General features: G+C 68.6%; 24 protein-coding genes. 11 read left to right on the forward strand and 13 right to left on the reverse strand.

Annotated features, from left to right (window positions below; genetic code table 11):
- Positions 1 to 203 precede the first annotated feature (203 nt).
- Positions 204 to 1988 carry a lipid A export permease/ATP-binding protein MsbA gene (gene msbA, locus ACSFBE_RS03570; protein WP_435489002.1) on the forward strand — a complete coding sequence of 595 codons (1785 nt, stop codon included), beginning with the start codon at positions 204 to 206 and terminating at the stop codon, positions 1986 to 1988.
- 6 nt (positions 1989 to 1994) lie between these two features.
- Here msbA and rng read toward each other — a convergent pair whose 3' ends face one another.
- From rng to ACSFBE_RS03610, 8 genes are read right to left on the reverse strand one after another with little or no spacing between them, the layout of a single operon-like run.
- A complete protein-coding gene (gene rng / locus ACSFBE_RS03575; RefSeq protein WP_435489003.1) occupies positions 1995 to 3521 on the reverse strand; it encodes a ribonuclease G in 1527 nt (508 codons plus the stop codon).
- A gap of 21 nt (positions 3522 to 3542) precedes the next feature.
- Positions 3543 to 4148 (reverse strand): Maf family protein, encoded by a 606-nt coding sequence (locus tag ACSFBE_RS03580; RefSeq protein WP_435489004.1) that lies wholly within the window; start codon positions 4146 to 4148, stop codon positions 3543 to 3545.
- Positions 4145 to 4612, reverse strand: a complete 468-nt coding sequence (gene rlmH, locus ACSFBE_RS03585) for a 23S rRNA (pseudouridine(1915)-N(3))-methyltransferase RlmH (RefSeq protein ID WP_435489005.1) — start codon at positions 4610 to 4612, stop codon at positions 4145 to 4147. Before rlmH ends, ACSFBE_RS03580 begins: the two co-directional genes overlap by 4 nt.
- Complete coding sequence (rsfS, locus tag ACSFBE_RS03590) at positions 4609 to 5286, reverse strand: ribosome silencing factor (RefSeq protein WP_435489006.1); 678 nt, start codon at positions 5284 to 5286, stop codon at positions 4609 to 4611. Before rsfS ends, rlmH begins: the two co-directional genes overlap by 4 nt.
- A complete protein-coding gene (gene nadD, locus ACSFBE_RS03595) occupies positions 5286 to 5915 on the reverse strand; it encodes a nicotinate (nicotinamide) nucleotide adenylyltransferase (protein ID WP_435489007.1) in 630 nt (209 codons plus the stop codon). The genes rsfS and nadD overlap by 1 nt, the downstream gene beginning before the upstream one ends.
- Entirely contained in the window at positions 5906 to 6820 is a 915-nt protein-coding gene (hemF, locus tag ACSFBE_RS03600; protein ID WP_435489008.1) for an oxygen-dependent coproporphyrinogen oxidase, read from the reverse strand. Before hemF ends, nadD begins: the two co-directional genes overlap by 10 nt.
- Positions 6820 to 8109, reverse strand: a complete 1290-nt coding sequence (gene purD, locus ACSFBE_RS03605; protein WP_435489009.1) for a phosphoribosylamine--glycine ligase — start codon at positions 8107 to 8109, stop codon at positions 6820 to 6822. The genes hemF and purD overlap by 1 nt, the downstream gene beginning before the upstream one ends.
- The gene (locus ACSFBE_RS03610; RefSeq protein ID WP_435489010.1) at positions 8106 to 8831 is read right to left on the reverse strand and encodes a YebC/PmpR family DNA-binding transcriptional regulator; all 726 of its coding nucleotides are present in this window, start codon (positions 8829 to 8831) and stop codon (positions 8106 to 8108) included. The genes purD and ACSFBE_RS03610 overlap by 4 nt, the downstream gene beginning before the upstream one ends.
- Positions 8832 to 8947: 116 nt before the next feature.
- On the opposite strand from ACSFBE_RS03610, the gene ACSFBE_RS03615 reads away from it, so the two are divergent.
- From ACSFBE_RS03615 to ACSFBE_RS03650, 8 genes are all read left to right on the forward strand, one after another.
- Complete coding sequence (locus tag ACSFBE_RS03615; RefSeq protein WP_435489011.1) at positions 8948 to 9718, forward strand: class I SAM-dependent methyltransferase; 771 nt, start codon at positions 8948 to 8950, stop codon at positions 9716 to 9718.
- Complete coding sequence (locus ACSFBE_RS03620) at positions 9715 to 11055, forward strand: NAD(P)/FAD-dependent oxidoreductase (protein WP_435489012.1); 1341 nt, start codon at positions 9715 to 9717, stop codon at positions 11053 to 11055. The genes ACSFBE_RS03615 and ACSFBE_RS03620 overlap by 4 nt, the downstream gene beginning before the upstream one ends.
- Positions 11056 to 11116: 61 nt before the next feature.
- Positions 11117 to 12148 carry a chorismate transformation FkbO/Hyg5 family protein gene (locus ACSFBE_RS03625; protein ID WP_435489013.1) on the forward strand — a complete coding sequence of 344 codons (1032 nt, stop codon included), beginning with the start codon at positions 11117 to 11119 and terminating at the stop codon, positions 12146 to 12148.
- Positions 12149 to 12164: 16 nt separating this feature from the next.
- Entirely contained in the window at positions 12165 to 12962 is a 798-nt protein-coding gene (locus tag ACSFBE_RS03630) for a lysophospholipid acyltransferase family protein (protein WP_435489014.1), read from the forward strand.
- Complete coding sequence (locus ACSFBE_RS03635) at positions 12929 to 13705, forward strand: glycosyltransferase family 2 protein (protein ID WP_435489015.1); 777 nt, start codon at positions 12929 to 12931, stop codon at positions 13703 to 13705. The genes ACSFBE_RS03630 and ACSFBE_RS03635 overlap by 34 nt, the downstream gene beginning before the upstream one ends.
- Complete coding sequence (locus ACSFBE_RS03640) at positions 13702 to 14415, forward strand: phosphatase PAP2 family protein (RefSeq protein WP_435489016.1); 714 nt, start codon at positions 13702 to 13704, stop codon at positions 14413 to 14415. The genes ACSFBE_RS03635 and ACSFBE_RS03640 overlap by 4 nt, the downstream gene beginning before the upstream one ends.
- Positions 14412 to 14651, forward strand: a complete 240-nt coding sequence (locus ACSFBE_RS03645; RefSeq protein WP_435489017.1) for an acyl carrier protein — start codon at positions 14412 to 14414, stop codon at positions 14649 to 14651. The genes ACSFBE_RS03640 and ACSFBE_RS03645 overlap by 4 nt, the downstream gene beginning before the upstream one ends.
- Before the next feature lie 14 nt (positions 14652 to 14665).
- A complete protein-coding gene (locus tag ACSFBE_RS03650) occupies positions 14666 to 15871 on the forward strand; it encodes a beta-ketoacyl-[acyl-carrier-protein] synthase family protein (RefSeq protein WP_435489018.1) in 1206 nt (401 codons plus the stop codon).
- Positions 15872 to 15965: 94 nt separating this feature from the next.
- On the opposite strand, the gene ACSFBE_RS03655 is transcribed toward ACSFBE_RS03650, so the two are convergent.
- Entirely contained in the window at positions 15966 to 16673 is a 708-nt protein-coding gene (locus tag ACSFBE_RS03655) for a winged helix-turn-helix transcriptional regulator (protein WP_435489019.1), read from the reverse strand.
- A gap of 104 nt (positions 16674 to 16777) precedes the next feature.
- Between ACSFBE_RS03655 and ACSFBE_RS03660 the strand changes: the two genes are divergently transcribed.
- Together ACSFBE_RS03660 and ACSFBE_RS03665 are read left to right on the forward strand one after the other, a co-directional pair.
- Positions 16778 to 17719: a carbon-nitrogen hydrolase family protein gene (locus ACSFBE_RS03660; RefSeq protein ID WP_435489020.1), complete on the forward strand. Its 942-nt coding sequence runs from the start codon at positions 16778 to 16780 to the stop codon at positions 17717 to 17719.
- A gap of 54 nt (positions 17720 to 17773) precedes the next feature.
- Complete coding sequence (locus ACSFBE_RS03665) at positions 17774 to 19195, forward strand: FAD-binding oxidoreductase (RefSeq protein WP_435489021.1); 1422 nt, start codon at positions 17774 to 17776, stop codon at positions 19193 to 19195.
- A gap of 46 nt (positions 19196 to 19241) precedes the next feature.
- Here the strand turns inward: ACSFBE_RS03665 and fabG are convergent, their stop codons facing one another.
- The 4 genes from fabG to ACSFBE_RS03685 are packed head-to-tail and all read right to left on the reverse strand — an operon-like array spanning position 19242 to position 22028.
- Positions 19242 to 19973 carry a 3-oxoacyl-ACP reductase FabG gene (fabG, locus tag ACSFBE_RS03670; protein ID WP_435489455.1) on the reverse strand — a complete coding sequence of 244 codons (732 nt, stop codon included), beginning with the start codon at positions 19971 to 19973 and terminating at the stop codon, positions 19242 to 19244.
- 5 nt (positions 19974 to 19978) lie between these two features.
- Positions 19979 to 20455 carry a hotdog family protein gene (locus ACSFBE_RS03675; protein WP_435489022.1) on the reverse strand — a complete coding sequence of 159 codons (477 nt, stop codon included), beginning with the start codon at positions 20453 to 20455 and terminating at the stop codon, positions 19979 to 19981.
- Positions 20452 to 21201: a class I SAM-dependent methyltransferase gene (locus ACSFBE_RS03680; RefSeq protein ID WP_435489023.1), complete on the reverse strand. Its 750-nt coding sequence runs from the start codon at positions 21199 to 21201 to the stop codon at positions 20452 to 20454. The genes ACSFBE_RS03675 and ACSFBE_RS03680 overlap by 4 nt, the downstream gene beginning before the upstream one ends.
- Complete coding sequence (locus ACSFBE_RS03685; RefSeq protein ID WP_435489024.1) at positions 21198 to 22028, reverse strand: polysaccharide deacetylase family protein; 831 nt, start codon at positions 22026 to 22028, stop codon at positions 21198 to 21200. Before ACSFBE_RS03685 ends, ACSFBE_RS03680 begins: the two co-directional genes overlap by 4 nt.
- Between the last annotated feature and the right edge of the window lies 1 nt (position 22029).

Consider the following 22029-nt stretch of genomic DNA (forward strand, 5'->3'; position numbering starts at 1 on the left):
GAAGTAGGCAAGGAAGATACTGGCAACGGCTTTTTCATGCAGTTCGGAGAGTTTCGCGGCGACAAAGTTTCATGGATGGGATCACTGATGTCGGCAACCCGCGATGGTACACATTGCCAAAGCGCAACTCGTGACGCGCGCCAAATACATCAGCGTGGTCCTACAGAGAAGAGGTGAAACATCCGCCCGTAGAATCCGCCGCCATGCAGTCTTCCCCCTCCGGCGATATCGCGCGCCCTCGCCTGACGCGCCGCCTCGCCCGACTGATGTCCTGGTTCGGTGGCTCGCTGCGGTGGTGGTCGCTGGCCATCGGCGCAGCTCTGGTCGCCGCGCTCACCGAACCCCTGATGCCGGCGTTGTTGAAGCCCCTGCTCGACCGGGGCTTCACGCGCGGCCAGCTCGCGCTGTGGATGGTGCCGGCGGCCATCATCCTGCTGTTCGCGGTGCGCGGGCTGGCGCAGTTCGTCTCGCAATACGCGCTCGCGCGCATCGCCAACGAGGGCATGCAGCGCCTCCGCCGGGTGCTCTTCCAGCGCCTGCTCACGGCCGAACTCACCCTGTTCTCGCGCCAGTCGGCCAGCACCCTGTCGAACACCATCGTCTACGAGGTGCAGACCGGCTCGATGCTGCTGGTGCAGGCGCTGCTCGGGCTCACGCGCGATGGCTTCACGCTGGTCGCCCTGCTCTTCTATCTCGTCTATCTCAACTGGAAGCTGACGCTCATCGTCGGCGTGCTGGTGCCCGGCGTGGCGTGGATCATGAAGGTGCTCTCCAAGCGGCTTTACCACCTCACGCGCCTGGGCCAGACCGCCACGGACGACCTCGCCTACGTCGTCGAGGAGAACGTGCTGGCGCACCGCATGGTGCGGCTGCACGGCGCGGAGGCCGGCCAGACGGAGCGCTTCGACCGGCTCAGCCAGACCCTCAACCGCCTCGCCGTGAAGTCGACCATCGCCTCTGCCGCGATGACGCCGCTCACTCAGTTGCTCGCGGCCGTCGCGCTCTCGGTCGTGGTGATGATCGCGCTGTGGCAGAGCAGCGAGCAGGGCCTGACGGTCGGCAGTTTCGTTGCCTACATCACGGCGATGCTCATGTTGATCGCGCCGATCCGTCGCCTCGCCGACATGGCCAACCCGATCACCCGAGGCCTGGCGGCGTTGGAGCGTGGTGTCGCGTTGATCGACGATGTGGCGTCGGAAGCGCAAGGCGGCTTCTCGCTGCCGCGCGCCGAAGGTCGTATCGAGCTGCGCGACGTCGAGGTGCGCTATCGCGGCGAGGACGAGGCGCCGGCGCTTGACCGTGTCAGCCTCTCGATCGCACCGGGCGAGGTGGTCGCCTTCGTCGGTCCCTCGGGCTCGGGCAAGACCACGCTGGTCAACTTGCTGCCGCGCTTCGTGCTGCCCACCGAGGGCCAGGTGTCGGTCGACGGCCACGAGGTCAGCGGCTGGCAACTGGCCAGCCTGCGCGGCCAGTTCGCGATGGTCAGCCAGGACGTGGTGATGCTCAACGACACCCTTGCCGCCAACGTCGCGCTCGGTGCCGATATCGATCGCGAGCGCGTGCTGGCCTGCGTGGCCGCGGCCAATCTGGCGGACCACGTGAAGGGCCTGCCGCAAGGCATCGACACCGTGCTCGGCCACAACGCGACCCAGCTGTCGGGCGGCCAGCGTCAGCGCCTGGCCATCGCACGTGCGCTCTACAAGGACGCACCGGTGCTCTTGCTCGACGAAGCCACCTCGGCGCTCGACACCGAATCCGAACGGCTGGTGCAAGAGGCCCTGCAGCGCCTGATGCAGGGTCGCACCACGCTGATCGTGGCGCACCGCCTGTCGACCATCCAGCACGCCGACCGCATCGTCGTGATGGAGCGCGGCCGCATCGCCGAACAGGGCAGCCATGCACAGCTCATGGCGCTCGACGGGCTCTATGCGCGGCTGCAGACGCGGGCCGTCAGCACGGCGGCACCCGGACAGGCGCCGACGCTGTAGCCGCCGTCACAGCAAGACGATGTCGAACTGGCCCTGTCCCATGGCGGGTTCGGCCTGCAGCGAGATCGGCTTGCCGATGAAGTCGCTCAGCCCGGCTAGGTGCTGGCTCTCTTCGTCGAGCAGCAGCTCGATCACCTGGGGCGCCGCGACGATGCGGAATTCGCGTGGCGTGAACTGCCGCGCCTCGCGCAGGATCTCGCGCATCACGTCGTAGGCCGCGGTGCGCGCTGTCTTGACGATGCCCTGGCCGCCGCAGGCCACGCAAGGCTCGCACAGCATGTGGGCCAGCGATTCGCGGGTGCGCTTGCGGGTCATCTCGACCAGGCCCAGCGGCGAGAACGCGCCGGCGCTGGTCTTCACGCGGTCGCGCGCCAGCTGCTTGCGGAACTCGGCCAGCACCTGTTCACGGTGGTCATCGCGCGCCATGTCGATGAAGTCGACGATGACGATCCCGCCCAGGTTGCGCAGCCGCAATTGCCGTGCGATGGCCTGCGCGGCTTCGAGGTTGGTCTTGAAGATCGTGTCGTCGAAATTACGGGCGCCGACGAAGCCGCCGGTGTTCACATCGACGGTGGTGAGCGCCTCGGTCTGGTCGACCACCAGGTAGCCACCCGATTTCAGGTCGACGCGTCGGCCCAGGGCCTTGGCGATCTCCTCGTCGATCGAGTACAGGTCGAAGATCGGGCGCTCGCCCTTGTAGTGCTGCAGCTTGCCGGCGGCCTGCGGCATGAACTCGAGGCCGAACTTCAGCAGCACGTCGAACTGATCGCGCGAGTCGATGCGGATGGTCTGCGTCTCTTCGCTGGTCATGTCGCGCAGCACGCGCTGCAGCAGGCTCAGGTCCTGATGCAACAGGGACATGGCGGGCAGCCGGGTCGACATGTCGCGGATGCGCGACCAGGTCTTGCGCAGGTAGGCGATGTCTTCGGCCAGTTCGGCGTCGGCCGAATCCTCGCCGTTGGTGCGCAGGATGAAGCCACCGGTGTTCGCCGGCACCGTGCCGCCGCTGTCGGCCGCCGCGGCGGCATCGATCAGCGTCTGCATGCGCTTGCGCAGGCTCTCGCGCTGGTCGAGCGGAATCTTCTGCGACACGCCCACGTGGTTGTCCTGCGGCAGGAACACCAACAGCCGTCCCGCGATGCTGATCTGCGTCGACAGCCGGGCCCCCTTGGTGCCGATCGGGTCCTTGATCACCTGCACCAGCAGCGACTGGCCTTCGAACACCTGCTTCTCGATCGGCACGATCGCACTGGCGTTGCGATGGTCGCGGTCGGCCGCCTGCGTGACGGGGCGCGAGCCCGGCGTGAACGGCGCGACGATGTCGGCCACATGCAGGAAGGCCGTGCGTTCCAGGCCGATGTCGATGAAGGCCGACTGCATGCCGGGCAGCACGCGCGACACCTTGCCAAGGTAGACGTTGCCGACCAGGCCGCGCTCCAGCGTGCGTTCGACGTGCAGTTCCTGCACCGCCCCATGCTCGACCAGCGCAACCCGGGTCTCCTGCGGCGACCAGTTGATCAGTATGTCTTGCATGCGTGTCTCTGACGTGGGAGCTTAGAGCTTCAGGCCGGCCTGCCGCAGCAGCGTGGCCGTCTCGAACAGCGGGAGACCCATGATGCCCGAATAGGAGCCGCTGATGTGTTCGACGAAGGCCGCGGCCGCGCCCTGGATGCCGTAGGCGCCGGCCTTGCCGAGCGGCTCGCCGCTGGCGGCGTAGCGGGCGATCTGCGCGCGGGTCATCGGCGCGAAGCGCACGCGCGACACGCTCAGGGCGGCGTGGCGCCGGCGCCCCTGCTGCACGGCGACGGCAGTGAGCACGCGGTGCGTGCGGCCGGCAAGCTGCGAGAGCATGCGCTCGGCATCGCGCCCGTCCTCCGGCTTGCCGAGGATCGTGCGGCCGAAGGCGACCGTCGTATCGGCGCAGAGGATCGGCGCAGGCGGGAGCTTGAGCCGGCGATGCCGCGCGACCGCCGCATCGAGCTTGAGCCCGGTCACACGCTGCACGTAGGCCGACGGCAACTCGCCGGGGCGCAGCGCTTCGAGCGCTTCTGCGTCCTCGTCGGGCGCGGCCAGCAGCAGTTCGTGGCGCACACCCAACTGCCCCAGCAACTGGGCGCGGCGCGGGCTCTGCGAGGCCAGATAAAGAAACAGGTCACTCATTCGCGGTGGTACGGATGGCCGGCATTGACCGACCAGGCACGGTAGAGCTGCTCGACCAGCAGCACGCGCGCCATGGCATGCGGCAAGGTGAGGTCGGACAGGCGGATGCGTTCGTGCGCGGCGGCCTTGAAGGCCGGGTCGAGCCCATCGGGACCACCGATGACCAGCGCCACGTCGTCGCCTTCGAGCTGCCAGTTCTGCAACCGCGCGGCCAATGCCTTGGTGGTGAGCGCGGTGCCGCGCTCGTCGAGCGCCACGATGCGCATGCCCTTGGCGATGGCGGCCTCGATGCGCTCGCGCTCGGCCGCGTAGAGCGTGTCGAGCGTCTTCGAGCCGCGCGGCTCGGTCTTGACGGCGCGCAACTCGAGCTTGAGCTCGGGCGGGAAGCGCTTGGCGTAGTCGTCCCAGGCGGTCTGCGCCCAGTCGGGCATGCGCTGCCCGACCGCGACCACCAGCAGCTTCATTTGCTGCGCGGAGCAGTCTTGCGCGCGGGCGCCTTCTTGGCGGCGGCCTTCTTCAGGGGTGCGCCGATCTTCTTCACCGGAATCTTCTTGGCGGGGGCGGCGCCCGAGGCCGATGTCTTGCGTGCCGGGGCGCGACTGGTTTTTCTCGGGGCCGGCTTGGCCTTCAGCTTCTCGGCCTTGGCTTCCAGCTCGGCTTCGCGGATGGCGGTCTTGGCGGCACTCGCGCGGCGCAGCGACGTCACCGGCTTCTCGGCCTTCTTGTCCTTCGGCGCGCTGCTGTCGGCATTCACCGCGGCCGGCTTGGCCGCACCGAGCTTGAGCCGCACCGGCTTGTCGCCCCAGATTTCCTCGAGGTGGTAGTACTGGCGGATCGCCGGCTGCATGATGTGCGCCACGGCGGCGCCGCAGTCCACGATGATCCATTCGCCGTTGTCCTCGCCCTCGATGCGCGGCTTCGGAAAGCCGGCTTCCCGCACCGCGTCGCGCACGCTGGAGGCGAGCGCCTTGGTCTGGCGGTTGGACGTGCCCGAAGCGACGATCACGCGCTCGAACAGCGGCGAAAGATGCTCGGTGTCGAAAACCTGGATGTCCTGCGCCTTGACGTCTTCGAGCCCGTCGATGATGGCTCGCTGGAGTTTCTGGGTGTCTTTCTTGGCGGCGGCTTCAGTGGTCATCAGGCGGGAGCGTAGAGGTGGTGTTGGTCAATATAGCGCGCAACGTCGGGGGGAACCAGCGCAGCGACGTTCTCCCCGCGGGCAGCGCGGGTGCGGATGTCGGTTGCACTGGTGTCCACCGGGGGAAGTTCGAGCGTCTCGAAGCGCGCGCCGGCCGGCAGGCCGGGCAGCGTCCGCGGATCGAAGCGAATCGCCGATCCATCGGAGCCGGCGGATTCTAACCGCTCAGCTATGGAAACAATAGCAATGGACAGAATCTCCTGCCAGCCGTGCCAGCGGGGCAGCGCCACCGCCTGGTCGCTGCCCATGATGAGCACCGGCTGCATCGCCGGAAAATCGCGCCGCAGCTCGCGCAGCGTGTCCAGCGTGTAGGTGGGCCCGGTGCGCTGCAGTTCGCGCGCATCCACCACCACCTGCGGCAATGGGCCGAAGGCCAGTTGCGCCATCGCCAGACGGTCGGCGGCCCGGCTCAGGGGGCGGGTCTTGTGCCAGGCGTCGCCGGTCGGGAAGATGCGCAGTTGGCTGAGCGACAGCTGCGCCAGCGCCGCTTCGACCAGCGCGACGTGCGTGTTGTGCGGCGGGTCGAAGGCCCCGCCGAACACACCCAGGCGCGCAGGCATCAAAGCCATTCGCGGCGCACGATGAAGTCGCTGTAGAGCGCGGCTTCGGGCGTGCCCGGCGCCGGCGACTGCTGGTAGGCCCAGCTCGCCAGCGGCGGCATCGACAGAAGGATCGACTCGGTGCGGCCGCCCGACTGCAGGCCGAAATGCGTGCCGCGGTCCCACACCAGGTTGAACTCGACGTAGCGGCCGCGCCGGTACAGCTGGAAGGCGCGCTCGCGCTCGCCGTAGGGCGTGTCGCGCCGACGCTCGACGATCGGCAGGTAGGCCGGCAGGAAGGTGTCGCCGACGGCACGCAGCATCGCGAAGCTGTCGTCGAAGCCGAGCTCGGAGAAGTCGTCGAAGAAGACGCCGCCGATGCCGCGCTGCTCGTTGCGGTGCTTGAGGACGAAGTACTCGTCGCACCAGGTCTTGAAGCGCGGGTACTTGTCGTTGCCGAAGGGCGCCAGGGCATCGCGGCAGCTGCGGTGGAAGTGCACCGCATCGTCTTCGAAGCCATAGATCGGCGTGAGGTCCATGCCACCGCCGAACCAGCACACCGGCGCACCGCCTTCGGGCTGCGCCGCGATCATGCGGACGTTCATGTGGACGGTCGGCACGTACGGATTGCGCGGGTGGAACACCAGCGACACGCCCATGGCCTCGAAGGGTGCACCCGCCAGCTCGGGTCGGTGCTGCGTGGCCGAGGGCGGCAGCCGTGGCCCGCGCACCCGTGAGAAGCCGCAGCCGGCGCGCTCGAACAGCGCGCCGCCTTCGAGAATGCAGGTGAGGCCGCTGCCCTGCAGCGCCTCGCCCGGTTCCTTCTGCCAGGCATCGCGCACCGCCGTGCCGCCATCGGCCGCCTCCACAGCGGCCATGATGCGCCCTTGCAGGCCGCGCAGGTAGTCGCCGACGACGGCCGGGTCGACCCGCATCAGCCGTTGCGCGCCTGAAGCGCGCGGAATCCGATGTCCTTGCGGTACTGCACGCCATCGAAGCGCACCTGCGCGGCCACCTCGTAGGCACGCTGCTGCGCCAGCTTCACGCTGTCGGCCAGCACCGTCACGCACAGCACCCGGCCGCCGCTGGTCTTCAGCTCGGCGCCGTCGAGTGTCGTGCCCGCATGGAACACCATGGCATCGGGCGCTTCGGCCGGGATGCCGGCGATGCGGTCGCCCTTGCGCGGCGATTCGGGGTAGCCGTGGGCCGCGAGCACCACGCCCAGCGCGACGCGGCGGTCCCATTCCAGGTCGACCTGGTCGAGCGTGCCGTCGGTGGCATGCCAGAACACCTCGAACAGATCGGACTTGAGCCGCATCATGATCGGCTGGGTCTCGGGGTCGCCCATGCGGCAGTTGAACTCGAGCGTCTTGGGCTGGCCAGCCGCGTCGATCATCAGGCCAGCATAGAGGAAACCGGTGAACGGGATGCCGTCCTTCTCCATGCCGCGGATGGTCGGCAGGATGATCTCGCGCATCGCCTTGGCGTGCACCTCGGCCGTCACCACCGGTGCCGGCGAATAGGCGCCCATGCCGCCGGTGTTGGGGCCTTCATCGCCATCCAGCAGGCGCTTGTGGTCCTGGCTGGTCGCCATGGCTGCCACGTTCTTGCCGTCGCACATGACGATGAAACTGGCTTCTTCACCCTGCAGGAACTCTTCGATGACCACCCGGGCGCCGCCGGCGTTGTGGGCCACGCCGAACTTGTTGTCGACCAGCATGAAGTCGATGGCGTCGTGCGCTTCCTGCGCCGTCATCGCCACCACCACGCCCTTGCCGGCCGCCAGACCGTCGGCCTTGACGACGATCGGCGCGCCCTTCGCATCGACATAGGCGTGGGCCGCGGCCGCATCGGTGAAGGCCTCGTACTCGGCCGTCGGAATCTTGTGGCGCTTCATGAAGGCCTTGGAAAAGGCCTTGGAGCTTTCGAGCTGCGCGGCCGCCTGCGTCGGGCCGAAGATGCGCAGGCCGTGGGCGCGGAACTCGTCGACCACGCCGGCCGCCAGCGGGCCTTCGGGGCCGACCACCGTCAGCGCGATCTTTTCCTTCTGGGCCCATTCACGCAGCGCCACCGGGTCGGTGATGTTCACCGTCTCGAAGCGCCGGTCGGTGGCCGTGCCGCCGTTGCCGGGCGCCACGTAGAGCTTGGAGACGCGCTCCGACTGGGCCAGGCGCCACGCCAGGGCATGTTCGCGGCCGCCACCGCCGATGACAAGCGTCTTCATTCGGAGATCACCGCGTTGTGGAACACGTCCTGCACGTCGTCGAGGTCTTCGATGATGTCCAGCAGCTTCTGCATCTTCGCGCCCTCCTCGCCCGACAGCTCGATCGTGTTCTCGGCCCGCATGGTGACCTCGGCCACGTCGGGGACCAGACCGGCGGCCTCGAGGGCGTTCTTCACGGCCTCGAAATCGGTCACCGCCGTCAGCACCTCGATGGCGCCATCCTGGTCGGTCACAACGTCTTCGGCGCCAGCCTCGAGCGCGACCTCCATCACCTTGTCCTCGTCCGCACCCGGCGCGAAGACGAACTGCCCGCAATGCTTGAACTGGAAGGCCACCGAACCTTCGGTGCCCATGTTGCCGCCGTGCTTGGAGAAGGCGTGGCGCACCTCGGCCACGGTGCGCACGCGGTTGTCGGTCATGGTGTCGACGATGATCGCCGCGCCGCCGATGCCGTAGCCCTCGTAGCGGATCTCCTCGTAGCTCACGCCTTCGAGGTTGCCGGTCGCCTTGTCGATGTTGCGCTTGACGGTGTCGATCGGCAGGTTGACCGCCTTGGCCTTCTCGACCGCGAGGCGCAGGCGCGGGTTGGTCGTCAGGTCGCCGCCGCCCAGCCGCGCGGCCACGGTGATCTCACGAATCGCGCGGGTCCAGAGCTTGCCCCGCTTCTCGTCCTGCCGGCCCTTCCGATGCTGAATATTTGCCCATTTGCTGTGTCCGGCCATGGCTTCCTCTCTCGCTGTCGTGTGTTGTCAAAGCAGCCACGAGTTTACTGTCCGCCGCACGCAACGCCGGTCCAGATCAGGCCGGGGCGGCACACGCTTTTGGGGATAATCCGCCGATGACGCCATTGCCCTCGACCGTGCCCGCCGACCCGGCCCTGCTGCCACCGCACGCACCGCTGCCGCTCTACTACGGGAACGAGGACGAACACCAAGCCTTTCTGCGCCGAATCTTCGACGACACCGCCCCCGACTACGACCGCATCGAGCGTGTGCTGGCCTTCGGTTCCGGCCCCTGGTACCGCCGCAGCGCCCTGCAGCGCGCCGGCCTGCGCACGGGGGCCGAAGTGCTCGACGTCGGCATCGGCACCGGCCTGGTGGCACGCGAAGCCCTGCGCCTCATCGGCCCGACCGGCCGCCTGGTCGGTGTCGATCCGAGCGCCGGCATGATGAAGCAGATCGACCTGCCCGGCGTCGAACTCGTCCAGGGCAAGGCCGAAGCCCTGCCGCGGCTCGACGCCAGCAGCGATTTCGTCAGCATGGGCTATGCGTTGCGTCACATCAGCGACGTGGCGGCCGCCTTCGGCGAGTTTCATCGCACACTGCGCCCCGGCGGCCGGGTGCTGGTGCTGGAAATCAGCAAGCCGCGCGGCCGCATCGGCACGGCGCTGCTCAAGGCCTACATGCGCGCCGTGGTGCCGCTCATCGCCCGCTTCATCGGCCGGCGCCACGACACCGCCGAGCTGTGGCGCTACTACTGGGACACGATCGAAGCCTGCATTCCGCCCGAGCAGGTCATGCAGGCGCTGCGCGACGCCGGCTTCAGCGATGTGCGCCGGCATGTCGAACTGGGCGTGTTCTCCGAGTACACCGCCGTCAAACCCGCATGAGCCCCGCCGACAGCGCACCCGCAGACCGCTGCGATGTCCTGATCATCGGCGGCGGCCCGGCCGGCGCCACCGCCGCGGCGCTGCTCGCGCGCCAGGGCCGGCAGGTCGTGATGCTGGAGAAGGCGCACCACCCGCGCTTCCACATCGGAGAATCGCTGCTGCCAGCCAACGTGGCGCTTTTCGACAAACTGGGCGTGCGCGAGCAGATCGAGCGCATCGGGATGCCCAAGTGGGGCGTCGAGTTCGTCTCGCCCGACCATGACCACGTGGCCCGGCTCGAATTCGCCGAAGCCTGGGACAAGTCCATGCCCTATGCCTGGCAGGTGCGCCGCTCGGAGATGGACGAGATCCTTTTCCGCAACGCCGCCGCGCAGGGCGCGACGACGATCGAGGGCGCCCGCGTGCGCGACGTGCAGTTCGACGTCGACGGCGCCACCGTGCAGGCCACGCTCGACGACGGCGCCGCGCGCACCTGGCGCGCCCGCTTCGTCATCGACGCCTCCGGCCGCGACACCTTCCTCGGCAACAAGTTCAAGGCCAAGCAGAAGAACCCGAGGCACAACAGCGCCGCCCTCTTCGGCCACTTCGCCAACGCGCTGCGGGGCGAGGGCAAGCTCGAAGGCAACATCACGATCTTCTGGTTCCAGCATGGCTGGTTCTGGTACATCCCGCTGGCCGACGGCAGCACCAGCGTGGGCTCGGTGTGCTGGCCGCATTACCTGAAGTCGCGCACCAAGCCGTTGAACGAATTCTTCGCCGACACCATCGCGATGTGCCCGGAGCTCGTCGAGCGCCTGAAGGGCGCGACGCTGGTCGACGACGCGGTGTACGCCACCGGCAACTACGCCTACACCAGCACGCACTGCAGCGGCGAGCGCTACCTGATGCTGGGCGATGCCTTCACCTTCGTCGACCCGGTGTTCTCCTCGGGCGTGTACCTGGCGATGCACAGCGCCTTCGAAGGCGCCGAGGTCGTCGCCATCACGCTCGACCAGCCGAAGCGAGCCGCCGCGGCCCGGCGGCGCTTCGAGCGCTACATGCGCAAGGGGCCGCGCGAGTTCTCGTGGTTCATCTTCCGCGTGACCAACCCGACCATGCGCGAGTTCTTCATGTACCCGCAGAACCCGTTCCGGGTGAAGGAGGCCCTGATGTCGCTGCTGGCCGGCGACGTGCACGGCAAGACGCCCATCTGGGGTTCGCTGCGGGTGCTCAAGGGCATCTACTACGCCGTCTCGGCCTCCCATCCGCGGCGCACCTGGGAGGCCTGGCGCCGGCGTCGCCACAACATCCGCGATCTCGGCTTGCTGGCCGGCGAGAACATCCAGGAAGTGAAATGAACGCAGCGCTGGCGCCTCACGACCGAATTCGCAACACAGCCCACCGGGTGGAGGTTTTTTGATGAGTGCTCGAGAACTGTTGAAGATCCCGCCGCTTCGCGTCGAACGGCTCAGCCTGTCGCAAGGGCTGGCCATGGCCGCCGGTGGCAGTTCGCCCTTCGGCGGCCTCGGCTACGGCACGCCCGACAACCTCGCGTGGATGCCGACGGTGAACGCCCAGGTGCTGTCCGACGGCGGGCCGATGGCCGATGTCTGGCACGCCAACGGCGAGATCCGCTCCGGCACCACCGGTGTCGCGCGCTGGCGCACCGACGGCCACTGGGTGCTGGGCGCCATCGATCTGGATGAGGCCGTCGAGCATCAAGGCGTCGCCAAGCTGGCCGAGCGCGCCTACACCGACCTCTTTCGCGCGCTGGCCGACAGCGGCTGCCCTCACCTGCTGCGCATCTGGAACTACCTGCCGCAGATCAACGGCGACGGCGGTGGCCTCGAGCGCTACCGCCAGTTCAACATGGGCCGCCAGCAAGCCTTCCTGGACGCCGGCCAGGCCGCCTTCGAAGGGGCGCCCGCCGCCTGCGCCCTGGGCATTCGCCAGGGCTCGCTGTGCATCCGCTTCCTGGCCGGCCAGATCGCGCCGCTGCCGGTCGAGAACCCGCGCCAGGTGTCGGCCTACCGCTACCCCGAAACCTACGGCCCGCGCTCGCCCACCTTCTCGCGCGCGGCGCTGGCCGATCTCGGCGGCGGCGACGTGGCCCTCTTCATCTCCGGCACGGCCAGCATCATCGGCCACGAGACGGTCCACCTCGGTGACGTGCGCGCCCAGACGGCTGAAACCCTGCGCAACCTGACGGCCGTGATCGAGGCGGCGAACGCGCGCACCAGCGCCCGATTCGCCCTGCCGAAGCTCGAAGCCGTGGTGTACGTGCGCCACGTGGCCGATGCGCCGGTGGTCCGTCAGGTGCTGGTCGACACGCTCGGCGCCGACGCACCCACGGTGCGCCAGGCGGTCTACCTCGAGGCCGACATCTGCCGCCAGGACCTGCTGGTCGAGATCGAGGCGCACGCCGTGGCGCCAGGGGCCCTCGGCGCGTGACGAAGGCGGGCTCGCGATGAAGACGCTGCTGCGCCGGGCCCTGTCGATTGCCCTCGCGCCGCCGCTCTACGCCCTGCTGCTCGGCCTCGGCCTGGTGTCGCTCGGCTGGAACCTGGTCGCGATGCTGCTGTACCCGGTGCTGCCGCCGGACACCGCCCGGCCGCTGGGCCGCCGCGTCATCGCCGGTGCCTACCGCCTGTTCTGGGCCATCGCGTCGGTCACCGGCATGATGCGCATCGACGCGCGCTGCCTCGATGCGTTGCGCGACGAGCGCGGCCTGATCCTCGTGGCCAACCACCCGACCATGCTCGACGCCCTGCTGCTGGTGTCGCGGCTGCCGCGCAGCGCCTGCATCATGAAGGCCGGGCTGATGAAGAACGTGTTTCTCGGTGGCGGGGCGCGGCTGGCGCACTACATCCGCAACGACTCGGCCCACACCATGGTGCGGCTGGCGGTGCAGGACCTCCGGCGCGGCGGCCAGCTCGTGATCTTCCCCGAGGGCACGCGCACGGTGACGCCGCCGCTCAACGCCTTCCGGCCGGGCGTCACGCTGATCGCCAAGCTGGCGCAGGCGCCGATCCAGACCGTCTTCATCGACACCGATTCGCCGTACCTCGGCAAAGGCTGGCCGTTCTGGCGCGTGCCGCCGCTGCCGCTGGTCTTCACGCTGCGCCTGGGCGATCGCTTTGCGCCGACGCCGAACAGCGCCGCCCTGCTGCTCGAGCTCGAACTTTACTTTCGCCACTCCATGGAACAGAGCGCCACCCAGGCGCCGATCGAATGCAAGAACCTTCGCGCACCCATCTCGTCCTGATTCCCAGCTACAACACAGGCGAGCGCCTGTTCTCCACCGTGGCGGCAGCGCGTGCGCAATGGAACCCCGTCTGGGTCGTGATCGACGGCAGCACCGACGGCACGGGCGAACGCCTGCAGCAGCTCGCCGCCGCCGATCCGGGCCTGCGCGTATGGCAACTGCCCGAGAACCAGGGCAAGGGCGCCGCCGTGCTGCGAGGGCTCGAAGCGGCGCGCGAAGCCGGCTTCACCCATGCGCTGGCGATGGATTCCGACGGCCAGCATCCGGCCGACCTCATCCCTGCCTTCATGCGGGCGTCGCAGGCACGGCCCGACACCCTGGTGCTCGGCCGCCCGATCTTCGATGCCAGCGCGCCCCGGGTGCGGGTGTGGGGCCGCAAACTCTCCAACGGCTGGACCCACATCGAGACCCTCTGGGCCGGCGTCGGCGACTCGCTCTACGGCTTTCGCATCTACCCGGTGAACGCGCTGATCGACGTGATGCGTACCCAGCCCTGGATGCGCCGCTTCGACTTCGACACCGAAGCCGTGGTGCGACTGGTCTGGAACGGCGTCAAGCCGCAGAACGTCGATGCGCCAGTGAAGTACCTCACGGCCGCCGAGGGCGGCGTGTCGCACTTCAACTATGTGCGCGACAACCTGCTGCTGTCGTGGATGCATGCGCGTCTGATGGCCGAGTTCCTGCTGCGCCTGCCGTCGCTGTTCATGAAACGACTGCGGGGCCTGCCGCCCTTCCAGCCTTGAAGCCCCCGCACCACCTGCAAGCCCTCTCGCCGTGGACTGCCGAGATCGGCTACCGCATGCGCAAGCTGCTGTGGCTGAAGGTGCTCGGCACCACGGCGGTCACCTCCGCCTTCTTCATCGGCTACTTCTACGTGCTGCGCCACCCGGTGTTCCCGGTCGTCGTGATGCCCGAAACGGCGCTCGACCGCTGGATCGGTTTCCAGCCGGGCGCCCTGTTCATCTATCTCAGCCTCTGGTTCTACATCGGTGTGGGGCCGGGCCTGCAGCGCGGCTTCTGGGAGCTGGTGGTCTATGGCCTCTGGCTGACCGCGATGAGCCTCACCGGGCTCCTGCTGTTCTACCTCTGGCCCACCGCCGTGCCGCCGCTGGGCTTCGACGCCTCGGGCTATGCGGGCTTCGCGCTGCTGCAGGGCGTGGACGCGGCCGGCAACGCCTGCCCGTCGCTGCATGTGGCCACGGCGATGTTCACCACCCTCCGGATCGAGCAGGTGCTGCGCGACGCCGGCGTGCCGCGCTGGCTGCGCGTCGGCAACGCGCTGTGGTTCCTCGCCATCGCCTGGTCGACCCTGGCCGTCAAGCAGCATGTGGCACTCGACGCATTGGCCGGCGCCGCCCTCGGCATTGCCTTCGCGCTGCCGTCGATGCGCTGGCGGCCCGGAACTCAGCAGATATCATCGCCCACGACTCGCAGAGCGGAAAACACACCATGAGTTCGTTGAAGGAATTGCAGGATCTGATCCAGGAAAAGTACGGCATCCCGTCGTCCGAACTGGACCCCCACGCCTCGATGCGCGAGAAGGGCCTCGACTCGCTGGCGCTGGCCGAATTCATCTTCGAGATCGAAGACAAGTTCGGCATCGAAGTCCCCGACGACAACCCGAACATCGACACGCTGGCCGAACTCGCCGCGCTGGTCGACAAGGTCCGCACCGCGAAAGTCGCCTAAGGGCCACTGCCACGATGAGCACTGTCGTCGTCACGGGTTTGGGCGTCGTTGCGCCGCACGGCGACGACCCGCACGCCCTCTTCGCCGCGCTGATGCGGGGCGAATCCGCACTCAAGCCCGTCTTTCCCGAACTGCCCAAGCCCGCAGCGGCCGCCACGGTCGACTTCGACGCCGCCCGCTGGTTCACCAAGCTGCAGCTCGCAGGGGTCGACCGGGTGAGCCAGCTCGCCGTCGCCGCGGCCGACCTGGCCTGGCGCGATGCCGCGCTGGCCGCCGATGCGATTGCGCCGGAACGCATCGGCGTCTTCGCCGGTTGCGGCATGGGCGGTGCCGCCGCGCTGGAAGTTGCCTATCGCAGCAGCAATGGACGCGTGCCGCCGCTCACCATCCCGGCCTTCATGCCGAACGCCCCGGCGTCGCACGTCGCGATGCGCCAGCGCGCGCAGGGCCCGGTGCTCACCTACTCCGTGGCTTGCGCGTCGTCGTCGCTGGCGATCGCCGAAGCGGCCAAGGCGGTGCGACACGGCGAGGTCGACGTGGCTATCGCCGGCGGCAGCGAATCGCTGATCGTCCCCGGCGTGGTGCTGGCCTGGCAGGCCATGCAGACGCTGGCGCACTTCCAACCCGGCGAAGCGGCCACGGCGGTGCGGCCCTTCGCCGCCGACCGCAGCGGTTTCGCATTGGGCGAAGGCGCCGCCTTCCTGATCCTGGAATCGGAAGCGCACGCCCGCCGCCGCGGTGCCACACCGCAGGCCACGCTGGCCGGTTGGGGGAGCAGTTGCGACGCCACCCACCTCACCAAGCCCGACGTCGAAGGCCAGGCCCGTGCGCTGCGTGCCGCCCTGCGGCAGGCCGGGCTCACGCCGCGCGACATCGGCTACTGCAACGCGCACGGCACCGCCACGCGCATCGGCGATGCGGTCGAACGCGATGCGCTGGCCGCCGTGTGGGGCGATGCACTCGACGACCTGCGCGTGAGTTCGACCAAGGCTCTGCACGGCCATCTGCTGGGCGGCGCTGGCGCGCTGGAGGCGGTCATCACCGTGATGGCCCTGCGCGAACAGCAACTGCCGCCGAACGCGCACTGCGGCGAGATCGATCCCGCCTGCGCGCTGAACCTGGTGCGCGACAGGGGTGCGCAAGCCTCGCAGCTGCGCGCCGCCATCAGCAGCTCCTTCGCCTTCGGCGGCACGAACTCGGTTCTGCTGTTCACCCGCTGAGCAGGCTCTGCGTGTGAAGCGTCAAGAGGTTCTTTCGTGATTTCGGATTTCGGGACATAGGCGGCTGGCGATCTGCGGCCAACCAGCTATGGCGTCAAAGATTGGCCGCCGGGGACATCCGTCCCGCGGCGCGTCGCGTCGAGGCGAACGCGCTCGTGCCCAGCCACCGCCACAGGTCTTCAGCGTCGCGCCTGGCCCCATCAATACGGATTTCGCGCGACTGAAGGGCCTGCTGAGGCGTGCGGTCACCCGCCCACACTTCGGTCAAGGCGCGCACGGAAGCCTCCACCACGAGCGTCAGCTCGCGCCCTGGGTCGTCGCGACACAGGTCGGCCACACCGTCCTCCACGACGAGCCACCAAGCGCGCTCGCGAGTCCGTGCGTCGCGCAGCTGGAAGTGGATGACCACGGGCCTGGATGGGAACTCCTGGATGCACGCGAATCGACGCATATCCCACATGAGCAAGCCCGCATCCAGTTCATCGTCGCGCAGGCGGCTGCCAATCCACTGCGCACCCCAATGGCCCAGCGCCATGACAATGGGCCGAAGTTCCTCGCCAGCCTCTGTGAGGCTGTATTCCCAAACCTTGCCGACGGCGTCGCGGCGCACGACACCGAATTCCTCCAGGCGTTGAAGCCGCTGCGCCAGCAGGCTGGTGGACATTCGCGGTACGCCGCGATGCAGGTCGTTGAAGCGCTTGCTGCCGCACAGCAACTCGCGCACAACCAGCGGCGTCCATCGCTCGCACAACACCTCTGCACCCCTGGCAACGGTGCAGAACTGACCGTAGCTGCTTTCCATCGCATCGTCTCCGGAGCGTAAACGCTTCAGATTCTGGACTGGTCCGGGCGCCTGGTCACGCGCAAGCTGTCCATATCGGGCAACGCCCGCCCAGGAAAGACGCCATGACGAAGATCGCCATCATTCAGCGCCCGCCGGTCTTGCTCGATCGTGGCGCCACCCTCACAAGGGCCGTGCAATGGGTCGCCGAGGCCGCAGCGGCAGGGGCGTCGCTGATCGTCTTTCCCGAGTCGTTCATTCCGGGTTACCCGTCCTGGATATGGCGACTCGCGGCAGGGAAGGATGGCGCCGTCATGGGCCAATTGCACGCGCGCTTGCTGGCCAACGCGGTTGACGTCGGTGGCGGCGACCTGGCCGAACTGTGCGAGGCCGCCCGCACCCACAACGTGACGATCGTGTGCGGCATCAATGAACGAGATCGGGAGCACGGCGGCGGGACGCTCTACAACACCGTCGTTGTCGTCGGCACCGACGGCAGGGTGCTGAACCGGCACCGCAAGTTGATGCCAACCAACCCTGAACGCATGGTTCACGGCTTGGGGGACGCGTCCGGCTTGCGCGTGGTCGACACGCCTGCCGGCCGGATCGGCGGCCTCATCTGCTGGGAGAACTACATGCCGCTGGCGCGCTACGCGCTCTACGCCCAGGGCGTGGAGATCTACGTCGCGCCCACCTACGACAGTGGGGACGCCTGGATCGGCACGATGCGCCATATCGCGCTCGAAGGCCGTTGCTGGGTGGTCGGCAGTGGCACGGCGCTGCGTGCCAGCGACATCCCCCACGACTTCCCGGCCTGCGCAGCGCTGTTCCCCGATCCCGAGGAGTGGATCAACGACGGCGATTCGGTGGTGGTCGATCCCATGGGGAAGATCGTCGCGGGCCCATTGCGCCGCGAGGCCGGCATCCTGTATGCAGAGGTCGATACGGCGCGCGTCGCGCCGTCACGCCGAACGCTCGACGTCATCGGGCACTACGCGCGCCCGGACATCTTCGAGCTACGGGTGCGCCGCGCGCCGGCGACACCCGTGCGCTACGTTGACGGGTAAGCGCCGCGTACCCAAGAAGACCCCAAACCTCATCACTTTTCCCGGAGATGACTCATGACGATCAAACTCACACGGATGGATGGCGGGACAGTGGACCTTGCGCCGGAGATCCTGCAGTCATTCAGGGCCGCATTCAAAGGCCAGGTGCTGACTGCGGATGACCCCGAATACGAGGAGTCGCGCAAGATCTGGAACGCGATGATCGATCGTCGCCCTGGCCTGGTGGCTCGTTGCACCGGGACGGTCGATGTCGTGCAGGCCGTTCGGTTCGCGCGTCAGCACGGGCTTCTCAGTTCCGTGCGCGGCGGCGGCCACAACATCGCAGGGCTTGCGGTCTGCGAGGGCGGCCTCATGATTGACATGTCGCTGCTGAGAGGCGTTTGGGTCGATCCCGTTTGCCGAACGGCTCGCGCGCAAGCCGGCTGCACACTGGCCGAGGTCGACCGCGAGACACAGCTGCACGGGCTCGCAGCCGTGCTCGGTTTTGTTTCTGCCACCGGGATTGCAGGCCTCACCGTCGGCGGCGGATTTGGCTACCTCACGCGTCGCCACGGCTGGACCTGCGACAACGTGGCATCGATGGAAGTGGTGACCGCCGGCGGCGACGTCTTGCGTGTGTCTGCGGAGGAGCACGAGGATCTGTTCTGGGCGCTGCGTGGCGGTAGCGGCAACTTCGGAATCGTCACATCCTTTGAGTACCGACTTTTCCCCGTCGGCCCCGAAATCCTGGGAGGCGCGATCGCGTGGCACGGCGACGACGCCAGGCAAGTTCTCGACGCCTACCGTGAGTTCAGCGCAGAGGCGCCGCGCGAACTGACCAGCGTGGCTGTTCTGCGGATTGCGCCGCCGGCACCCTGGCTCCCGAAGGAGGTGCACGGCAAGCCGATCGTCGCCATCTTCGTCTGCTACTCCGGCAAGCTCGAGGACGGAGAAGCATTGATCGCGCCGCTGCGCGGCCTTGGTCGGCCCCTGGCCGACATCGTGGCGCGTCGGCCGTATACGCAGATGCAGAGCCTGCTCGATGCCACGCAGCCCAAAGGACGGCGCTACTACTGGAAGTCACACTACCTGCCAGGCATCGATCGCCAGACCATTGACCTCGCCGTGGAGCATGCGGGCCGAATTCAATCGCCCCATTCGGCCATCCTTCTGTTCCAGATACAGGGTGCGTTGGGCGAACTGCCTGCCGGGTATTCGCCGGCAGGCAATCGAGACGCGGCCTATGTGCTGAACATCGCCGGGTCTTGGGAGAAGCCGGGCGATGACGACATCCATGTCAAGTGGGCGCGGGACTGCTTCGAAGCGACGCGCTCCTGCTCGACAGGCGGGGCATACATCAACTTCCTGACCGAGGACGAGGGCCAGGACCGCATCGAGGCCGCGTACGGTCGATCCAACCTGGACAGACTCGCGGCGCTCAAGCGCAAGTACGACCCCGAAAACTTCTTCCGCCACACAAAGAGTGTCTCCGGTTGAACCGACTGACTTGATCGACGTTCTGCTTCTGCTGCGCGTCGCGCCACTACACCATCCCGCCGTTGATCGAGATCACCTGCCCGGTGATGTAGGCCGCATCGGGGCTGGCCAGGAAGCCGGCCAGCGCGGCCACTTCGTCGGGCGTGCCGGCGCGCTTGACCGGCACCATCTGCTGGATAAGGGCCGGGTCGAACACGGCGTCGGCCATCGGCGACGCGATGATGCCGGGCGCGATGGCGTTGACCGTCACGCCGCGCGCCGCCACTTCGAGCGACAGTGCCTTGGTCGCGCTGTTGAGCGCGCCCTTGGCCGCGGCGTAGTTGACCTGGCCGCGGTTGCCGGTGAGCGAGGCCACCGACGAGATGTTCAGGATGCGGCCCCAGCGGGTGCGCAGCATCGGCAGCAGCAGCGGCTGCGTGACGCGGAAGAAGCCATTGAGCGACACGTCGATCACCTTGTGCCACTGCTCGGGCCGCATGCCCGGCAGCACCGCGTCGTCGTGCACGCCGGCGTTGTTCACCAGGATCTGCACCGGCCCGCCGGCCAGCATCGCCGCGCAGCCGGCGGCCGTGCCCTCGTCGCTGCGCAGGTCGAAGACATGGCATTCGGCGGTGCCCCCGGCCGCGGTGATGGTGGCGGCCAGTTCCTCGACCGCCTGCGGGCGCGAGCTGGCGTGCAGCAGCACGGTGGCGCCGTCGCGCGCCAGGCGCTGGGCGATGGCCGCGCCGAGGGCGCCGCTGGCGCCGGTGATGAGGGCGCGTTTTCCGGACAGGGACATGGCGTTCATTTCGTCGAGGTAGGGGTGGCAGGAGGCAACGGGGTGTTGAGCACGACGACGGCGCGGCCTTCGGCCAACGCACGGCCTTGGGCGTCCTTCACCGCGAATTCGTAGAGCACCTGGCTGGCGTCGCCCGACAGGCGTTTCGCGTGCACCTGCAGCGAACCCGGCACATCGTCGAAGCGGTCGACCGAGAACCTCACATTGCGCGCGCTCGCCAGGAAGCCGGCCGAGGGCTCGGCATCGTCTGGCGCCAGTACGCCGCCGTGCAGCGCCATGGCCTGCGCGGCGTATTCGATGAGGTTGGGCCCCATCAGCCCGCTCGCGGTGCGCAGTGGGTTCTCGGGCAGTGCGTGGCTAACGGTGCTGCAGTGGATCGCTTCGGCGTCCCAGGCCTCCAGCCGGTCGAGCAGGCACATGCTGCCGCTGTGGGGAATGCGGCGGGCGATGCCGGCGCGGTCGAGGGTCTGGGGTGTGGTCATGACGTGGCGGGTTCGAGGTCGGCGACGAGCAGCACGTTGGCGAAGGGTGTGCCCTGGCTCATGGGGATGTTCTGCACGGTGAAGCCCAGGCGCTGCAGCAGGATGGTCCATTCGCCCAGCGTGCGGCCCCAGGTCGGCGACACGCAGTGCCCGCGGACGCGCGTCACGGTGTGGTCGACCCACTGGCTGACGGCGTAGCGGCGCTTGCTGGCGGCATCGCCGACGCGCAGCAGCAGCCGCCCGCCGGGTGCGAGCGCATCGCGCACGCGCTGCAGCACGCCTTCCTGTGCGGCAAGGTCGACGTAATGCAGCACGTCGAGGATCACGACCAGGTCGCAGGCCGGCAGCGGCGCGCTGCACATGTCGGCGCACAGGATGCGTGGTGGGGGCTGGAGGTGGCCGAGGGCCGCCTGCGCGCGGGCCACGTCCTTGGGCATCAATTCGATGCCGGTGTAGTCGATGCGTGCGGGCGTCGCAGGCCAGCCGGCTGGCCAGTGGCCCTGGGCCTGCATCGCCGCCGCTTCCGCCAACAGGCTGGCGGTCAGGCTCTGTCCACTGCCGATGTCGAGCACGCGACTGTGCTGCGCGCCGATGAGCTTGCGCTCCAGCATGCCGCGGAAGGCCGGATCACGCCCGAGCTTGCCGCGGGCGAAGTGCCAGCCGAACTTGCCGGCCTGACGGTACGGCGCGGTCGCCTTCTCGTGCAGGTGGCGCCAGGCAGCGTCCGTCGACAGGGTAATGCTCATGCGTCCTTCAGTGCTTCGGGCAGCGTGACGGCGCGCAAGCGATCGGCCTTCAGCCGTGCCAGCAGCGGAGGCAGCACCTCCAGCACGACGGGGTGGCCGGCCGCGGTGCGGGCGGCATTGCCGTCGTGCAGCAGCAGGATGTCGCCGGCCGCCAGCCCGCGCACCAGGCGCTCCAGCACCTTGGCCGGATCGCGCTCGCGCGTGTCGAAGCCGCGGCGCGTCCAGCTCACCAGCGACAGGCCCAGGCGCCGCAGCACCGGTGCGAGAAAGGGGTTGCGCAGACCGGCCGGCGCACGGAAGCAGGTCGGGCGTTCGCCAGTCGCCTGCGCGAGCAGGTCCTGCGCGCGCGAGATTTCGGCGGCGTAGCCACGCGGCCCGAGGAAAGAGAAGTCGTGCCGATGCCGCGCCGTGTGGTTCTGGATGCTGTGGCCGCGCGCGACGATCTCGCGGGCCAGTGCCGGATGCGCCGCGACGCGGTCGGCGATGCAGAAGAAGGTGGCACGCTGGCCGTAGGCTTCGAGCACGTCGAGCACTTGCGGCGTGACGGCCGGGTCGGGCCCGTCGTCGATGGTCAGTGCGACCTCGCGGCGCGCCACTGCCGCCGCAGGCAGGCGCGTGACGTTCGGCCCCAGCAGCCGGCTGCGCGGCGTGAGTCCGGCCCCGGTGATGAGCGCATGGTTGAGCACGACCGCGCCGATCGCCCAAGGCATCGCGCCCGGCACCCACAGCGCCGCGCCCAGCGCACCGACGTGCAGCAACGCACTCGCCGGGAAGATCAGCGGCATCGAGGCGAAGGAGGACATCGGGGGCACGGCGACGGACGACATG

It is taken from the genome of Variovorax sucrosi, from assembly GCF_051216635.1.
Classification (GTDB): domain Bacteria; phylum Pseudomonadota; class Gammaproteobacteria; order Burkholderiales; family Burkholderiaceae_C; genus Variovorax.